18 protein-coding genes and 1 other RNA gene are annotated in these 17330 nt (G+C 35.3%); 11 read left to right on the forward strand and 8 right to left on the reverse strand.

Annotated features, from left to right (window positions below):
• Nucleotides 1–3 precede the first annotated feature (3 nt).
• An RNA gene (gene ffs / locus N9Y32_02090) (signal recognition particle sRNA small type) lies at nucleotides 4–99 on the reverse strand.
• Nucleotides 100–295: 196 nt separating this feature from the next.
• Between ffs and N9Y32_02095 the strand changes: the two genes are divergently transcribed.
• Nucleotides 296–916 carry a LysE family transporter gene (locus N9Y32_02095; protein ID MDB2589800.1) on the forward strand — a complete coding sequence of 207 codons (621 nt, stop codon included), beginning with the start codon at nucleotides 296–298 and terminating at the stop codon, nucleotides 914–916.
• Between the two features lie 232 nt (nucleotides 917–1148).
• On the opposite strand, the gene N9Y32_02100 is transcribed toward N9Y32_02095, so the two are convergent.
• Genes N9Y32_02100 through N9Y32_02130 form a run of 7 tightly spaced genes read right to left on the reverse strand, consistent with a single transcriptional unit; the run spans nucleotide 1149 to nucleotide 7212 of the window.
• Complete coding sequence (locus N9Y32_02100; protein MDB2589801.1) at nucleotides 1149–1811, reverse strand: nucleotidyltransferase family protein; 663 nt, start codon at nucleotides 1809–1811, stop codon at nucleotides 1149–1151.
• A complete protein-coding gene (locus tag N9Y32_02105) occupies nucleotides 1808–2761 on the reverse strand; it encodes a phosphotransferase (protein MDB2589802.1) in 954 nt (317 codons plus the stop codon). Before N9Y32_02105 ends, N9Y32_02100 begins: the two co-directional genes overlap by 4 nt.
• Nucleotides 2754–3587, reverse strand: coding sequence for an aminotransferase class IV (locus N9Y32_02110; GenBank protein ID MDB2589803.1), 834 nt, complete (start codon nucleotides 3585–3587; stop codon nucleotides 2754–2756). The genes N9Y32_02105 and N9Y32_02110 overlap by 8 nt, the downstream gene beginning before the upstream one ends.
• Nucleotides 3587–4714 carry a D-alanyl-D-alanine carboxypeptidase gene (locus N9Y32_02115; GenBank protein MDB2589804.1) on the reverse strand — a complete coding sequence of 376 codons (1128 nt, stop codon included), beginning with the start codon at nucleotides 4712–4714 and terminating at the stop codon, nucleotides 3587–3589. The genes N9Y32_02110 and N9Y32_02115 overlap by 1 nt, the downstream gene beginning before the upstream one ends.
• Before the next feature lie 4 nt (nucleotides 4715–4718).
• A complete protein-coding gene (gene mltB / locus N9Y32_02120) occupies nucleotides 4719–5684 on the reverse strand; it encodes a lytic murein transglycosylase B (protein ID MDB2589805.1) in 966 nt (321 codons plus the stop codon).
• Between the two features lie 29 nt (nucleotides 5685–5713).
• Entirely contained in the window at nucleotides 5714–6853 is a 1140-nt protein-coding gene (gene rodA, locus N9Y32_02125; protein MDB2589806.1) for a rod shape-determining protein RodA, read from the reverse strand.
• Complete coding sequence (locus N9Y32_02130) at nucleotides 6850–7212, reverse strand: Mth938-like domain-containing protein (protein MDB2589807.1); 363 nt, start codon at nucleotides 7210–7212, stop codon at nucleotides 6850–6852. The genes rodA and N9Y32_02130 overlap by 4 nt, the downstream gene beginning before the upstream one ends.
• Before the next feature lie 87 nt (nucleotides 7213–7299).
• Between N9Y32_02130 and N9Y32_02135 the strand changes: the two genes are divergently transcribed.
• From N9Y32_02135 to N9Y32_02180, 10 genes are all read left to right on the forward strand, one after another.
• Nucleotides 7300–7764 carry a sel1 repeat family protein gene (locus N9Y32_02135; GenBank protein MDB2589808.1) on the forward strand — a complete coding sequence of 155 codons (465 nt, stop codon included), beginning with the start codon at nucleotides 7300–7302 and terminating at the stop codon, nucleotides 7762–7764.
• Nucleotides 7761–9143 carry a glutamate--tRNA ligase gene (gene gltX, locus N9Y32_02140; protein MDB2589809.1) on the forward strand — a complete coding sequence of 461 codons (1383 nt, stop codon included), beginning with the start codon at nucleotides 7761–7763 and terminating at the stop codon, nucleotides 9141–9143. The genes N9Y32_02135 and gltX overlap by 4 nt, the downstream gene beginning before the upstream one ends.
• Before the next feature lie 17 nt (nucleotides 9144–9160).
• Nucleotides 9161–11677 (forward strand): [protein-PII] uridylyltransferase, encoded by a 2517-nt coding sequence (gene glnD, locus N9Y32_02145; protein MDB2589810.1) that lies wholly within the window; start codon nucleotides 9161–9163, stop codon nucleotides 11675–11677.
• Between the two features lie 92 nt (nucleotides 11678–11769).
• On the forward strand, nucleotides 11770–12096 hold the full coding sequence (gene trxA, locus N9Y32_02150) for a thioredoxin TrxA (GenBank protein MDB2589811.1): 327 nt from the start codon (nucleotides 11770–11772) through the stop codon (nucleotides 12094–12096).
• A 111-nt stretch (nucleotides 12097–12207) separates the two neighbouring features.
• Entirely contained in the window at nucleotides 12208–13470 is a 1263-nt protein-coding gene (rho, locus tag N9Y32_02155; protein ID MDB2589812.1) for a transcription termination factor Rho, read from the forward strand.
• A gap of 29 nt (nucleotides 13471–13499) precedes the next feature.
• Nucleotides 13500–14651, forward strand: a complete 1152-nt coding sequence (gene lptF, locus N9Y32_02160) for an LPS export ABC transporter permease LptF (GenBank protein ID MDB2589813.1) — start codon at nucleotides 13500–13502, stop codon at nucleotides 14649–14651.
• A gap of 63 nt (nucleotides 14652–14714) precedes the next feature.
• Nucleotides 14715–15113, forward strand: a complete 399-nt coding sequence (queF, locus tag N9Y32_02165; GenBank protein MDB2589814.1) for a preQ(1) synthase — start codon at nucleotides 14715–14717, stop codon at nucleotides 15111–15113.
• On the forward strand, nucleotides 15067–16263 hold the full coding sequence (pcnB, locus tag N9Y32_02170) for a polynucleotide adenylyltransferase PcnB (protein MDB2589815.1): 1197 nt from the start codon (nucleotides 15067–15069) through the stop codon (nucleotides 16261–16263). Before queF ends, pcnB begins: the two co-directional genes overlap by 47 nt.
• On the forward strand, nucleotides 16263–17096 hold the full coding sequence (locus N9Y32_02175; GenBank protein MDB2589816.1) for an SDR family NAD(P)-dependent oxidoreductase: 834 nt from the start codon (nucleotides 16263–16265) through the stop codon (nucleotides 17094–17096). Before pcnB ends, N9Y32_02175 begins: the two co-directional genes overlap by 1 nt.
• 3 nt (nucleotides 17097–17099) lie before the next feature.
• Nucleotides 17100–17324, forward strand: a complete 225-nt coding sequence (locus N9Y32_02180) for an exodeoxyribonuclease VII small subunit (protein ID MDB2589817.1) — start codon at nucleotides 17100–17102, stop codon at nucleotides 17322–17324.
• The last annotated feature ends 6 nt before the right edge of the window (nucleotides 17325–17330 follow it).

Here is a 17330-nt window from a genome sequence, read left to right on the forward strand (position 1 = left end):
CAGCACCAAGAATAACATCCAACACCTGAAAAAATTATTACCGTTGCTTCCTTCCGGACCTGGCGGAGTTCATAACCATTCATTGTCGGCGCACCCTTAGTGCTACCAAAATTTATTTTACGCGAAATAAATGACTAGGTTTTTGATAAAAAGAGTGACGCCGTTATTTAATTTGAAAAGCGCTTTTATGAAAGAAACTTAACAACAATTTATCCAGTATGTTTTTGTTTTAAAATTAATCAAATTTTGATTATTTCACAAGCATGCAGCAATCTTTTAGAAGCGTTAAAAACATATGAGTATCGAAACTTGGGTTAGTCTAATCGTTGCATCCTTTTTTATCAGTCTTTCCCCAGGCCCTGGCGCTATTACAACCATTAATCAGAGTATTCGCTATGGCTTTAAAAAATCACTTTATACGATTATAGGTTTACAGATTGGCTATGGTGTGCAAATTGTATTTGTGTCAATCGGCATAGGGCTTTTCATTACTTCCAATGAGTTTTTATTTGCAGCGATTAAATGGGTAGGTGTTGTATATCTTGTAGTACTTGGACTTCAACAGTGGTTAGCTAAGCCTGAATATGTTGATTTGGCTTACAACCAAACGGGTGAAAAATTTACTGCTTATAAGCATTTTTTAAAAGCAAGCTTTATTAACTTGTTAAATCTTAAAGCGACCGTGTTTTTAATTATATTCATTCCTCTATTTATTCAGCCAGAGTTAGATCAATCCAGCCAAATCAGCATCATAGTTGTCACTTTACTGGTGGTTGATATATTTATTATGCTCGGTTATGCCACTTTATCAAACTATATTAGAAAGTGGGTTGATAACGATAAAGTTAAGTATTTAAATAGATTTACCGGAGCCGTGCTGATATTGGTTGGATTGTCTATTGGCTATCAGCTTTAGTAAGTCAAATTCATTTTTAAAATTTCCAAAATAATGCAAATGACTTAACAGCTGGCTAAATTCTACTATTTTTGTGATTTTGATCCTCTTTAAAAGACATTAAAAGCGGTTTTTTAGCTTAAATAGGACTAAAAACAACTTGTTCTATGAATTTTTTAAATACAAAAAGCGAGTTATTGAGATATTGATAAAAAATTTGGCAAATTTTCAAAACGCCGGATTTTTCTTAATTCTAGCGAAAATTAGCCTGCTCTAAGCGCTCTGGCGTTCCAATATCTTGCCAATGGCCATCATAATGCTCTGCACTGAGTTTATTGTTAGCAATAGCGTCCTTAAGCAATGGATAAAGCGCTAGCTGACCTGGAGTAGATGTATATGGTTTGAAAAAATTAGGATGATAGATGCCAACGCCAGAGAATGTCAGATCGTTAGATTGATTGATTGACACCTGGTGATCATCTGTTAGAGAAAAATCACCAGTTGTATTATGCTCAGGATTGTCTACTAATATCAAATGAGCAAGTGAATCAACTGGAAGGGCAAGTTTGGATAAATCATAATCACATAACACATCAGAATTAATAACAACAAACGGCTCTTTTCCTAATAGTGGCAATGCTTTGATAATGCCACCAGCAGTATCAAGTGCACCAGAAAATTCATCACTATAAGTAACCTTGACACCAAGCCTTGATCCATTACCAATATAAGCCTTAATTTGCCACCCCAAATAAGCAACATTTACAATAATATTGCTTATTTTAGCTTTTTTAAGTGCCATAATTGAGTGCTCGATTAACGTTAAGCCTCTAACTTTCAAAAGGGGCTTAGGGGTGGTTTTAGTGAGTGGCATCATGCGCTCACCTCTGCCTGCGGCTAAAATCATGGCTTTCATTGGTCTACCTTTGTTAAGTTGATAATGTCTTTTAAGTAAATAAAATTTGGATATTTGTCAGCTATCTGTAGGACATATTTTTCAATTAATGGAATGTCTTTTAAATATTGATGCTTGCCATCACGTATTGAGAGACGTTTGAAAATTCCTAAAATTTTCAAATGGCGCTGTAAGCCCATTAAGTCAAATTGCTTTTCAAATTCATTAAAGCTAATGGCGATTTTTGCCTGAGTATGATAGTCAGTCAGCAAAGTATGTAATTCACTAGTTTCAAGTTCATAATAAGCATCTTTTAATAAAGAAACTAGATCATAACTATTGGAGCCGACAACTGCATCTTGAAAATCAATAACTGAAAGTTTATTGTTAGTTATCATTAAATTTCTGCAATGATAGTCTCGATGAACAAAAACTTGCGGAGAATTGAGAGAATTTTGTACCAATTCATTAAATAGCTGATGTAATTGATTAAGCAAAGGTTGCTCAATATTTTTCGGCAAATACCATTCTACTAAAAGTTGTAATTCAGCTTTTAGTAGTGATTCATCATAATGATTAAGCGCTTGTTTATGCCAATCTATGGTTTGTAATTTGATAAGCTCATCAATTGCCATTCGATATAAATTAAGAGTATTTGACTTGTCGAGCGCTTGCAGAAAAGTTATAGAACCTAGATCTTCAATAAGTAAAAAACCTTGTTGTAAATCTTGATCAATAATTTTAGGCGCATAAATGCCGTTGAGTCTTAATAGTTTGGCAATTTTTACAAAAATCTCAGAGTTTTCCTTGTCTGGAGGCGCATCCATGGCAATAAATGATAGGTTGCTGCGCTCAATGCGAAAGTATCGACGAAAGCTCGCATCATCACTAGCTTTAGAGATGGTGAAATTAGCATCATCAAAGAAAATTTCCAACCAATCTTCAAGTTGATCTAAGCGCGTGTCAAACACTTTTAATAATTTGATAATGGTCGTAAACTTGTGACCAATGATGGCCAATTTTGCCTTTATTAATGGGTTTTGAATCTACATTGGTAATAGGCATAACTTCGCGAGTTGAGCTGGAAATCCAAACCTCATCAGCACTAAACAAGTCATCGATTTTCGTTGCAGCTTCTTTAATGTTTAACCCGCAATGATGAGCGCTTTCAATTACTAGATCTCGGGTAATGCCAGATAAAATATGCTGGCCAGTAGGGTGTGTAAATAACGTATTGCCTTTAACTGTAAAGACATTAGAGGTTGCACCTTCAGTCATAATTTGGTCACGATGTAGGATGACTTCCTCTACCTGACTTTGTTTTGCTTGGTGAGAGTATATGATATTCGCTAAAAGTGAGGTCGCCTTGATGTCACATCTTTCCCAGCGGAAATCTGGCTGAGTAATAGCGTGAAAACCATTCTCTAATTCAGTTTTTGTTCTTGGAGTTATAGGATTTAATTCTATGAATACAGTGGGTGTTAGCTCATTAAAACTATGCTTTCTAACCGTATCTGCGCCCCGAGTAATTTGCAAATAAATGGCTTGATTGGAGTTTGGTGATTGTTCAAGTAGCTGCTCAAAAATACTTTGATATTTCTCAGGCGTATAAGGATTACTAATTTGAATTGAATCTAGGCTGTTTTGTAAGCGGGCAAGATGATCAGATAAGCGAAAAATTTTGCCAGCATAAACAGGGATAACTTCATAAACACCGTCTCCAAATAAAAAGCCTCTATCCATAACAGAGATACAGGCTTGATCTTTAGGGGTGAATTCTCCGTTAAGAAAGACCATTAAAGCCCAACTTTCTCCAGCATGCGAGAGAAAAACCCAGCTTGCTCGGCATCTTCTAGAGCAACTAATGGAACACTTGCGATGGTTTTGCCTTCAAACTGAATTAACAATTTACCAATTGATTCACCCTTTTTGACGGGAGCTGATAGCTCGCTATTAAGCTGAATAACTTGGTCAGATAGTTTAAATTGACCACGTGCTAGGGTGAAGCTTGCTTGGCTAGTTGTGCCCACTTTAAGTGAATCTTTAGTAGCACTTTTAATAGGAACTTCTTTATTGATATCTTTTAGTCGCTGAGTTTCAAAGAAACGGAATCCATAATCCAGAATTTTTTGTGTTTGCGCTGTTCGCGCTTCGACACCTGTTGAGCCAAGCACAACTGAAATTAGACGCATTCCAACACGATTGGCACTTGCAACGAGATTGTAACCTGCTTTTTTAGTATGGCCAGTTTTAAGTCCATCAACCGTATGATCGCTCCAAAGTAGTTTGTTGCGATTACGTTGCTTAATACCATGATAGGTAAATTCCTTTTGAGAATACCATGGGTAGAATTGAGGGAAATCACGAATAATTGCAGCTGACAAAATCGCCATATCAGCAGCGGTAGTGTATTGATCTTTGTTAGGCAAACCCGAGGCATTTTCAAAACGAGAATTTTTCATACCTAGTTCGCGAGCATATTCGTTCATATAAGTTGCAAAAGTACCCTCTGTACCAGCAATATGTTCTGCCAATGCAACAGAAGAATCATTACCTGACTGGATAATCATGCCTTTTAAAAGAGTTTCTAGTTTAATATTTTTTCCAACTTCAATAAAACTTTTTGATCCACCTGTTTTCCAAGCTTTTTTGCTAATTCGAACCTCATCTTCAAGACTTGCACGTCCATCATTAATAAGCTGAAAAACGACATAAGAAGTCATCAGTTTAGTTAGACTAGCAGGTGAGCGCTTTACATCTGCATTATGACTAGCAAGTGTTTTTCCAGAGTTGAAATCTAATACTGTGTATGCAGCAGCACCAATATCTGGCGCTTTAGGTGTTATAAAAATTGCTGCTTGCGCATTAAATGCAAGACTAGCAACAGAAAGAATTAGAAGTTTTGATAAGTTTGGAAAGTGCATAATTTTATGGATTGGTTTGATTAAATCGTTGCGTTAGTTTGTCAGATAATTGGAAAGCAGTCATTGCATATCTATTGTCATGATTATAACGGGTTAATATATAAAAATTCCAAAAAGTCAACCAGGTTTCTGACTTATTGTCTTGTGGTAGTTTGATAAAGGAAATTTTGGTTTCATCGCCAATGTCGCCATCTATATCAAAGCCATTGCTACGCCAATATTGAGCATTTTTTTTAGGCTTATTAGTGCTAGATTTTGCATATTTTAATTGTGAATCTGTCAGTGTGATTGGACGAGCATAAGGGCCAAAATCATGCCAATGATGCTTGTCAAAATAATTAGCAATTGAACCGATCGCATCAACAGGATTGGAAAATAGATCTGTTTTTCCATCAAAATCAAAATCCACAGCATAATAACGATAAGAGCTAGAGATAAATTGTCCATAGCCCATGGCACCTGCATAAGAACCTTTGATTAAAAGTGGTGGTAGTGTATTTTCGCGTGACATTAATAAAAATTCTTTAAGTTCTCTTTGATAGAATTTTTTACGACGATGATTTCCAAAAGATAGTCTGGCCAAGGTTTCTAAGGCAAAATGCTGGCCTTGATTTTCACCATAGTTAGTTTCAATACCTAAAATAGCCACAATAATTTCTTGAGGAACGTTATATTTCTTTTCAGCTCGTTTTAAAGCTTTAAGATTATTTTTCCAAAATTCAACACCATTTTCTATACGACTATCAGTGATAAATAATGAGCGATATTTATCCCAAGACATAGTTTTAGCTTTAGGTTTTTTGATAGTGGATTTAGGTTTTTTTTCTGCAACGATTAAATTAACTTGAGAGAAAATTGAAACCAACTCAGTTTTACTAAAATGATGCTCTTTAACCATCTTGTTAATGAAATCATGTGTCACTTGAAAATTTGTAGCTGGTAGGGTTTTGGCAAAAATAGATTGCGACAAAAATACAAGAAATATTAAGAATATAGGCATTATCGCTGTAAGTATCTTGGAGTCTTATGTTTGCGAATAGACATAATAATGCCGAAGCTAGACATAAGAGTAATGAGTGATGAGCCACCATAGCTAATAAATGGTAATGGAACACCAACAACAGGTAGCAGTCCAGATACCATGCCAATATTGACAAAAATATAGGTAAAGAAGGTCAGAGTAAGGCTAGCACCTAAAAGCTTAGAAAAATTGTCTTCTGATTGAAATGAAATAACAAAAGCTCTGAAGATAATCAAACCATATAAGGTGAATAAAAATAGTACCCCCATTAGTCCTAACTCTTCAGCAATCACAGAAAAGATAAAGTCAGTGGAATGTTCTGGAAGGAAATCTAGCTGTGATTGCGAGCCTTGCTCAAAACCTTTACCAAAGATACCGCCAGAACCAATTGCGATTTTAGATTGTAAAATATGATAGCCCGACCCCAAAGGATCCGAGCTTGGATCGATTAATGTCATGATGCGTTTTTTTTGATATGCCAGTAATAAATAATTCCAGGCAATATAGCCAATACTAGCAATAAATGAGCTTATTACACCAAAATTAAGCCAATGATTTTTAAGAATTTGAATACGAATGCCAGAGAAAAAAAGTACATAAAATCCTGAGGCACCAATTAATAATGAAGTACCAAGGTCAGGCTGCTTTGCGATTAAAAAAACAATAACAAAAATAGAGGAGATAGATAAAAAAATTGGCAAAGGTTTCGGAGGTAGTGTTTTTTCACTAAGGATCGAGGCGATGGCAATAGGCACAATAACTTTCATAATTTCAGAAGGCTGAAAACGCATAAAACCAAGATCTAACCATCGTTGTGCGCCACCACTACTGGAGCCAAATAGTAAAACTAAAATTAATAAAAAAATACCAAATAGCATCAAATAGGGGGAGAAGCGCTGTAACAAATAAGGCGGAATTTGCGCAATAATAAGCATAGCGCTAAAAGCTAATGCAAAATGAAAAATTTGCTTGTAAAGAGTCGATATTGATTCAGAAGAGGCTGAATAAAGAATGACAAGACCAAAGCAGCTTAGTGCCATAATCATTAAGAATAAAGGTGTGTCCATTTTAAAGTAATGCCAATAATGACGCAATTGTGCAATACTAAAAAGCTTCATAATAACAATAAACCAATGTTTCTAGCATCTGACAATAGAAGATTAAAGCTTCTACAGGCTGATTCACTGTTCATACTTTCAGTGCCAATGTTCATTTGTTGAATATCGACCTGTTGTTTAGCTGTTAAAAATTTAGGAGATGCGCCTGTGCCAATAATCAATATATCGATATCATCTTGATTAGATAACGAAAAAAGTGAAATTTTATTAATATCTTCAATTGTGTTAATTTTTGTTTCAGTAAAAAAACTTCTAGAAATAAAACATGGTATTTTTATCTGTGTATGGCCTAGCTGAACTAACCCTTGTTCTATTGATATAACACTATTTTGATTGTTTTCTTGCTGGTTAAATTCCACGTAAAGAGTAGGTAGTTTTCTAATTATTAGCCATTATAACAACAGTCTCGGTGTAAAATTATTGTCTTTTTATATTAGAGAAAACTTGTGAAAAATTCTAATTCTGATTCTAATTCTACAGATATTTACGACGCAGATCTAACCAGTGGTGTTACAGCTTTTGACACTAAAAACTTTACTATGGCATACCAATTATTAGCACCACTTGCAACGCAAGGTAATGCTGAGAGCCAGTGGAGACTTGGGATGATGCAAATGAATGGTTTAGGTATGGTTGAAAACCAACCTTTAGGCTTTGAAAATTTCATGAAAGCAGCTGAACAAGGTCATAATTTTGCACATCATATGATTGGCGTAGCTTATATGATGGGTGAAGGTGTTGAGAAAGACATTAATAAGGCTGTTGAATGGTTTGAAAAAGCTGCTGAATTTGGTATTCCTGGCCCTATGTATACTTTAGGTATGCTGTTCGAGGATGGTAAAGAGGTTGAGAAAGATCTTGAAAAAGCCAAGCATTGGTATGATAAAGCGGCAGAAGTTAGCGAAGCATGAAGTCAAGATTTGCACCTTCGCCAACGGGCTACTTACATATAGGCGGTGCTAGAACAGCACTTTTTGCTTGGGCTTGGGCTAAAAAGCAAAAAGGACAGTTTGTACTTCGTATTGAAGATACAGATCGTGAGCGCTCAACTCAGGCATCAGTTGATGCTATATTAGATGGTATGGCATGGCTGGGATTGACGCATGATGAGGGGCCTTTTTATCAAACAGATCGCTTTAATCGTTATAAAGAAATTATTGAGCAATTATTAATTGAAGATAAAGCCTACTATTGCGAATGTTCAAAAGAGCGTTTACAAGTATTACGTGATGAACTCACTGAAAAAGGCGAAAAAGCTAAATATGATGGTTGTTGTCGAGATAAAAATCTTAGTGCTGGCGTGGTTCGCTTTAAGAATCCTTTAGAAGGTTTTGTGACTTTTGATGATGCAGTTAAAGGTCAAATTTCAATTGGAAATAAAGAGCTGGATGACTTGATTATTGCCCGGAGTGACACTACCCCAACTTACAATTTAACAGTTGTTGTAGATGATCATGATATGGATATTGATACAGTGATTCGTGGCGATGATCATATTAACAATACTCCTAGACAGATTAATTTATATAAAGCTCTAGGCTGGGATTTGCCAAAATTTGCACATTTACCTATGATTTTAGGTAGTGATGGTGCAAGGCTTTCAAAGCGCCATGGTGCCGTCAGTGTTATGGCTTATCGTGATGAAGGATTTTTACCAGAAGCATTATTGAACTATTTGGTACGCCTAGGCTGGTCATATGGCGACCAAGAGGTGTTCTCATTGAAAGAAATGGTAGAATTATTTGAGTTAAAAAATATCAATAAAGCGCCGGCTAGTTTTAATCAAGAAAAGCTTATTTGGCTCAATCAAGAGTATATTAAATCTTCCAGTATTAAGCATTTGCTTGAAAACTTAGCATGGCATTTGGAAAATCAGTCGGTTAATGTTTCAAATGGTCCGGCTATTGAGACAGTCGTTAAGCATTTGCAAGAGCGCTCAAAAACCTTGGTAGAAATGGTTGATGGGTTAAAAATGTTTTATCAAGACTTTGACAAATTTGATGAAAAATTATCCGCCAAGCAATTTAAAGATAGCCAATCTATTGAGTTATTATTGACAAAACTTAGCGCACTAGACGATTGGGTTGCTACTAATATTAAAGAGCAAATTAAACAGGTTTGTGATGAGCTTGATATCGGCTTTGGAAAAATAGGTCAACCGTTTCGCTTGGCTCTAAGTGGTAATGGTAATGCTGGTAATATTGATGTCGTGGCGCAACTAGTTGGCAAAAAGCGGACTTTGGTTAGGCTGCAAATGGCACTTGATTATATTACTCAAAATTCTCATTAATAAGTTATCATCTAACTATGAAGCTAGGTGATTATAAAACTCGATATCAAGACCTACAAAACTCTCTACAAGAGGGTTTTTTAAATTCTACCATTGCCGTTGAAGGTTTTGTTCTTGCAAGGGCAAACGGGGTTGATGAATTATTAAAAGATATTTGGCAAGGTTTTGATATGCCTAGTCAAATTTCATTGATTGCTGTTGGTGGTTATGGACGCAGTGAGCTACATTTATATTCAGATATCGATCTACTTATTTTAATTCCAAACGACTCACATCAAACTCATCAAGAGAAGATCTCTCAGTTTCTAACCTTTTTATGGGATGTTGGGCTTGAAGTGGGTCATGCAACAAGAGACATTAAAGATTGTGTGAGAGTTATAGATGACCTAACCATTGTCACCAATCTGTTAGAGTCTCGTCTAATTGTTGGTCTTGATAGCGCTTTAGATAAAATGAAAAGTGTCATCAAGGCGAGTGATTGGTCTTCGCAATCATTTTTAGTTGAAAAACAAAAAGAGCAACGAGCTAGACATGCCAAGTTTTCAGATACAGCTTACAATTTAGAGCCTAACATCAAAGAAAGCCCTGGAGGTTTGCGTGATATTCAAACCGTTGCTTGGGTTGCTAAATGGTATTTTGGCGTAAATACTTTATTTGATCTAGTTAAAGCAAAATATTTAAGCAATGACGAATATGAACTCTTAAAAACAACCCAGTTATTTTTATGGCGCGTGAGATTTGCACTGCATATTGTTGCTTCTCGTCGAGAAGATCGTTTGGCATTTCAATATCAAAAACAAGTAGCTGATATGCTTGGTTATATAGATGGCGACTCAATGGCAGTTGAGCGCTTTATGAAAGATTATTATCAAACGGTAACTAAAGTTTCCCGCTTGAATGATATTCTACTGCAACTTCTTGAAGATAAGGTGATTAATACGCAATATCTGAACAGTCAATTTAGAATTTCATATGGCTATATTCATGCTAACCATGACCAGGTGTTTAGTCAAAACCCTTCTGCATTTATTGAGGTGTTTTTGTTAATTGCTAAGCATAATTATGTTCGTGGCATTAGCGCCGGAACTTTAAGGCAAATGCAAGACAATCTTGATTTAATTGATCAAAACTATTATAAAAAACGTAACAACAATCGTCTTTTTATTGAGCTTTTGCAACAGAATCAAGGCGTTAATAAGGCACTCAAGCTCATGAACAGATTCGGCGTTCTTGAGCTTTATATTCCTGCATTTGGTAAGATTGTAGGCTTAATGCAATATGATTTATTTCATGCATTTACCGTTGATCAACATACATTGTTTGTCATTCGCAATTTGCGACGATTTTTTATCAATGAATTTGCTCATGAATTTAGCTTATGTAGTGAAATTTCAAATAATATTAAAAAGCCGGAGTTGCTGTTATTGGCAGGTCTTTTCCATGATATAGCCAAAGGAAGGGGTGGAGATCATGCAAAATTAGGCATGCAAGATGCGCAGGTTTTTTGCAAGAGCCATCAACTTAATATTGATGATACAAGCTTGGTTATAAATCTGGTGGAAAAACATCTATTGATGTCAAGTGTGGCACAAAAACAAGATATTGATGACCCATTGGTAATTAAAAACTTTTGTGATGAAGTTGGCTCTTTAGAATTTTTAGAGTATTTATATTTATTAACTGTGGCAGATATCCGAGCCACTAAAGATGATCTTTGGAATGACTGGAAAGACGCCTTATTAAAAAAGCTTTTTAGGCATTCCAAGCAATATTTGAATAGTGATACAGAAACTTTACTGAGTAATAGTCAGAGAGTTGACAATAACAAGCAGGCATTAATCGAAGCTTGTATTGCCCAAGGTTTTGAAATGAATTTTGTTCATAAAATACTAGAATGCCTCCCTAAGGATTATTATTTGCGTTATGAGCTTGACGATATGTTATGGCATTTATCCTTGCAATTTAGTAATAATGCGTCGTTAATTACCATTAGTTCAAAAATTTCAGAAAATAATGTCGTTGATATTTTTGTATTATGCGATGATTTTAAAGGTTTATTCTTTAACCTGGTAAGTGTGGTAGAGCGTGCTGGATTGGATATTGTTGATGCCAAAATACTAACCACCAAAGATAACAAGGCTTATAACACTATTAGTATTTTGCAAGATAAAAATTTGGAAGGACTAGACTTAAATGAACTTATTTCAAGAGCATTAAGAAATCCTGAAGTTGATGTTGCCAAGCCACAATCAAATTATTCGCATCGATACTTCGACAATAAAACTCATATTAATCTTAGTGAAAAGAAAAAATGGCATTTAACCAAATTAGAGATTAGCACTCTGGATAGAGTGGGTGTGCTGTCTAATATTGCTTATGTATTTTATGAGATGGACATTTCATTAATTAATGCAAGAGTTTCAACTATGGGTGAGCGTGTTGAAGATGTATTTTTTGTTAGTGATATTAATAACAAGCCTCTGGATAAATTACAGCAATCTAGCTTAAAAATAGCACTAGAAGAAAGACTATAAAAGCTTGTTTATCAAATAAATACTGATATAATATGTTGTATTGCAACAGTTCTGTTGTATCTTTTTCATTTCAAAATAATTTCAAAAAACTTATGAACGACAAAATTTTAGCAGTTACAGATGCCAGCTTTGAAGCTGACGTTATTAATTCATCGCAAGCCGTATTGGTTGATTTTTGGGCCGAATGGTGTGGACCTTGTAAAGCATTAGCGCCAGTATTGGATGAAATTGCCGATGAATATGATGGCAAAATTATTATTGCCAAAGTAAATGTTGATGAAAACGACCAAACGCCGCCTAAATATGGCATTAGAGGTATTCCAACAATGCTTTTATTTAAAGATGGGGCAGTTGCTGCAACTAAAATGGGCGCTTTATCAAAAGCAGAATTAAGTACATTTATTGATACTAATATTTAATCAGTTTGAATCAGCTATTTTTTCTTATTAAATGGCTTATATCTAAAATCACTTGCAATTTAATTGCAGCATCTATTTGGTAAATTCTTACCAAATCATAACGGAAATTCCATGAAATTATCAGAGTTAAAAAAATCCACCCCAGAAAAATTACTAGAGCTAGCCCAATCATTGGGTGCTGAAAATATCTCACGTGCAAAAAAGCAAACCCTTATTTTTATTATTCTTAAAGCTAAAGCAGCTAACAATGAAGAAGTAATCGGTGACGGCGTTTTAGATATTTTGCAAGATGGCTATGGATTTTTAAGATCTAGTGATGATTCTTATACTTCAGGTGCTGATGACATTTATATCTCTCCAAATCAAATTAAGCGTTTTAATCTATCAATAGGTGATTTGGTTGCAGGTAAGATTCGTGCACCTAAAAAAGGTGAGAAATATTTCGCTTTAGTTCAAGTGTCTGAAGTGAATGGTGAAAATCCTGAAAATGTTCGTAATCGAGTACCTTTCGCCTCATTAACGCCAATCCATCCAAATGAAAGACTTAGCTTGGAAGTGGGCAATGGTGGTACTGAGGATATTACAGCGAGAGTAATTGATCTAATTGCTCCTTTTGGAAAGGGCCAGAGGGGTTTATTAGTTGCACCGCCAAAAGCTGGTAAGACGATGATCATGCAAAATATTGCCTCTTCAATCTCTCACAACCATCCAGAGTGTGAATTGATTGTATTATTAATTGATGAGCGCCCAGAAGAGGTTACGGAAATGGCAAGGACTGTGCGTGGTGAAGTGGTTGCTTCAACTTTTGATGAGCCTGCTAAAAGACATGTTCAGGTAGCTGAAATAGTTATTCAAAAAGCAAAAAGGCGTGCAGAACAGGGTAAAGATGTCATTATTTTACTAGATTCTATCACTCGTCTTGCTAGGGCATACAATACTGTTGCCCCTTCTTCAGGCAAGGTTTTAACAGGTGGTGTGGATGCAAATGCTCTACAGCGACCTAAACGTTTTTTTGGTGCAGCTAGAAACATCGAAAATGGCGGCAGTATAACGATTATTGCAACTGCATTAATTGATACAGGCTCTAAGATGGATGAAGTGATTTATCAAGAATTCAAAGGTACAGGTAATATGGAGCTTCATTTAGAGAAGCGCCTAAGTGAAAAGCGTATTTTCCCTGCAATTAATATTAATGCCTCTGGTACGCGTCGTGAAGAGTTGATCACTGATGAAAAAGAACTACAGAAGCTATGGATTTTAAGGAAAATCCTACACCCTATGGATACTGTAGAGGCTGCAGAGTTCTTGATAGATAGATTAAAGCTAACCAAAACCAACGATGAATTCTTTGCCTCAATGTCACAAAAGAAGTAATCTTTCTTTGCTTTAAGTATACTTAAAGCATGCAAATGTCATCTGCCATTACACAGGCACTTAAACTACAAAACAGCATTCTTGCTAAATATTTAATACGTAATGTGTTAATGATAATGGCTGCTGTTTTTATAATTCTTGATTTAGTGATTTTTGGCAATCAATTAGTTTCAGTTATTAAGGAAAGTCTAGAAAAAGGAATTCCAATTGCTGATCTATTGCCATTAGTTGGTTTTAAAATGATTCGAGATGTACCCTTAGTACTATCTTTATCTTTATTTTTAGCAATTATTTTAGCAATCAGTAAGTCTTACAAAGATTCTGAAGCGGTCGTGATGAACTCGCTAGGTATTGGCGATAAGCATCTGATGGTTTTTATTCAGCCAGTCGTTATTGTTATTTTTATCTTTATTTTATTTTTGACCACGATTGCTGTTCCCTGGTCAAAACAACAGCGCAGTATGATAATGGATCGCAGTGAAAATTCATCAAAATTTTCTTTTATTAAAGAAGGTGAATTTCAAGAGTTTAAGGACGGTGATATTGTTTTTTATGCGTCAAAAGTAAAAAATATTGATGGTGAATCAACTCAAGATATGGAAGAAATTTTTATCTATACTTTGGTTGATAATCAGCCAATTATTACACTTGCTGCAAAGGCTCAAAAATATACTGACATTAATACTAAGAGTGTTTATTTACGCCTTAAAGACGGCAACAGATATCATGGATTCCCATCAGAAATGAACAAAAAAATTCTGAATTTCGGACAATATGATATGCAAATTATTGATGGTGAAAAACGTCAAAGCAATAATATTGAGACTAAAACTGAATCAAAATCAACACTAGATATTATATTTTCAAGTGATGCAAGAGAGATTGCAGAATGGCAATGGCGACTCTCTCAGCCTATAAGTGTGCTAATTTTATCTATTTTTGCGATTTTACTGGGAAAAACCTCACCACGTGGCGGTAAAAATCTGGGAGTTCTAGTGGGTGTTATAGTGTTTATTATTTACAATAATGCATTATTGATAGCTAAATCCAGTCTGGAGAGGGGTGATACGTTGCCAGTAATAGGGCTGTGGTGGGTGCATTTACTAGTCTTGCTAATTATTTTTGTTTTTTATGCTTATCGCCATGGAAAAATAGGTCAACTAATAAAAAAACCTTTTTAGCATCGCTATTTCAACAGTCTATATAGGCGTGTAAAATAACATAATTTTTAACATAGAGAAACCATGTCTTCACATCCTACTAAAGAACTTGAAGTTTTTGATAATCCTAATCCTGAGCGTGATTTTGTTATTCAAATCGATATGCCAGAATTTTCTTGTCTATGCCCTAAAACAGGTCAACCAGATTTCGCGACTCTGCATTTGGAATATATTGCGGATCAAGCTTGTGTTGAGCTTAAATCATTAAAAATGTATATTTGGTCATTTCGTGATGAAGGTGCTTTTCATGAGGCAGTCACTAATGAAATTTTAAATGATTTAGTGAAAGCAACTAATCCAAGATTCATGCGTTTAAAAGCTATTTTTAATGTGCGTGGCGGTGTTTATACAACTGTTGTTGCAGAACATCAAAAAAATGGGTGGAGTCCTAAGCCGATTGTCGATCTTCAACATATTTCGTAAAAAGAAAAATACTGCCATCGTTCGTCAGTCTGTTGATTTTGATCAAAGACTGCTTGATAGGGATGCAATTAAAGTAGTTCAGACTATTACCAAAGCTGGTTTTGAAGTTTACCTAGTTGGCGGTTGTGTACGTGATTTATTATTGGGGCTTAAGCCAAAAGATTTTGACATTGCTACCAACGCCAAACCTGAGCAAGTAAATAAGCTATTTAAACGTTCTCGTTTAATTGGTAGGCGTTTTCGCTTAGTACATGTCATGTTTTCTGCAAGAAAATTTTTAGAGGTAGCAACGTTTAGATCTGGTCAAGTTAAAACGGCTAAAAGCGGTGTCATTGTGCGTGATAACTGCTATGGAAAAATTGAAGAAGACGTGGTTCGTCGTGATTTTAGAGTTAACGCGCTATATTATGATATCAACACAAAAGAGGTGATTGATTATATTGGTGGCCTGCAAGATATTGAATCTCAGACTATTCATATCATTGGAGAACCAATGGTACGTTTTGAAGAGGATCCAGTTCGTATGATTAGAGCTGTTAGATTTCAAACAAAGCTTAATTTTCAATTGAGTGAAGAAATTAAAGACGCCATTCACCAGCAAGCCTCATTACTTAGCAATATTTCACCTGCCCGCTTATATGAAGAGTGTATTAAATTATTTCACAATGAATATGGTTTTTCAGTTTTTGAACGTTTAGAAAAATACGATCTTTTGAAGCATTTATTCAGACAAACACATAAGAATGAATTTATTAAAATCGCCCTTAATAATACTTCTAATAGAATCAAGAGAAATAAACCGGTAACACCTGCTTTTTTGTTTGCAGTGTTTTTGTGGCAAGCTCAAAATGAGCGTTTTGAAATCGTAAAGAAAAAGCAGAAAAGTACTTATTTGGCTATGAGCCAGGCCTCTGAGGAAGTGATTATTAATCAAATTAAGCAGGTCTCACTACCAAGATGGTTAACAGCTCGCATTAAAGATACATGGATGATGCAAAACCGTCTTGAGAAAATGGATCCTAAAAAAGTTGAAGATATTTTATTAGGTAAAGGTTTTCGAATGGCCTATGACTTCTTAGTGCTGCGTTCACAAAGCATTAATCCTGAGCTTAAATCTATTGCTGACTTTTGGACTAAAGCACAGAAATAATGCGTTCAGTCTTAATTACAGGCTGCTCTAGTGGGATTGGGCTTTGTCTTGCTCTTGGTTTAAAAAAAGCTGGATATCAAGTTTTTGCAACGGCTAGAAAGTTAAATGATGTGGAAAAGCTTAAGCAATTAGGGCTTAAATCTCATCAGCTAGATCTTACCTCTTCTGAATCTATTAAGCTTGCTATGAATCAGATTTACTCACAAACAGATACTTTATATGGATTGATACATAATGGTGCGTATGGACAAGTTGGCGCTTTAGAGGACATATCTAGAGAGGTGCTTGAGGATCAATTCCAGGCAAATTTTTTTGGTTGGCATGAATTAACTAATTTAGTCTTGCCAGTAATGAAAAAAAATAACTCTGGAAGAATTATTTACTTAAGCTCAGTATTGGGATTTGTGGCAATGCCTTTTAGAGGGCCGTATAATGCTTCAAAATTTGCTATAGAAGGTCTTGTAGATACTCTAAGGCTTGAGCTTATTAATACGAATATTCAATTATCTCTGATTCAACCAGGCCCTATTGATTCCCAGTTTAGAGCAAATGCTTATCTGGCATTTAAAGATAATGTTAATATGGAGAAAAGCGCATATCAGGTGAATTATCAAGGCATGATTAAACGATTAAAATCAAGTCAGTTAGCTACTTACACATTAGCACCTGAATCAATTCTTAGCTGTGCATTGCATGCTTTAGAAGCGCCTAGAGCAAAAATTCACTATCGAGTGACTTTTCCAACTAAATTATTCGCACTATTGAAAAGGATATTGCCTAGTCGAATAATGGATAAAATACTCTCTAAAGCAGGCGGCGGAGGCAAGCGATAAATTATGACTAAAAAATTCGATTTTAATAAAGGCTTAACTGAATTAGAGGACATTGTAAAAACCATGGAGTCTGGTGATTTAAGTTTAGAAGATTCTTTAGCTTTTTTTTCTAAAGGTGTTGAGCTAACTAAATCTTGTCAGTCGGCACTTAACGATGCTAGTCAAAAAATTTCAAAACTTACCGAACAAGATGGGTTTGTCAATGAAGTCCCACTAGATGATTCGTAACTAATT

This window comes from Candidatus Thioglobus sp. (genome assembly GCA_028228555.1).
Taxonomy (GTDB): Bacteria; Pseudomonadota; Gammaproteobacteria; order PS1; family Pseudothioglobaceae; genus Thioglobus_A.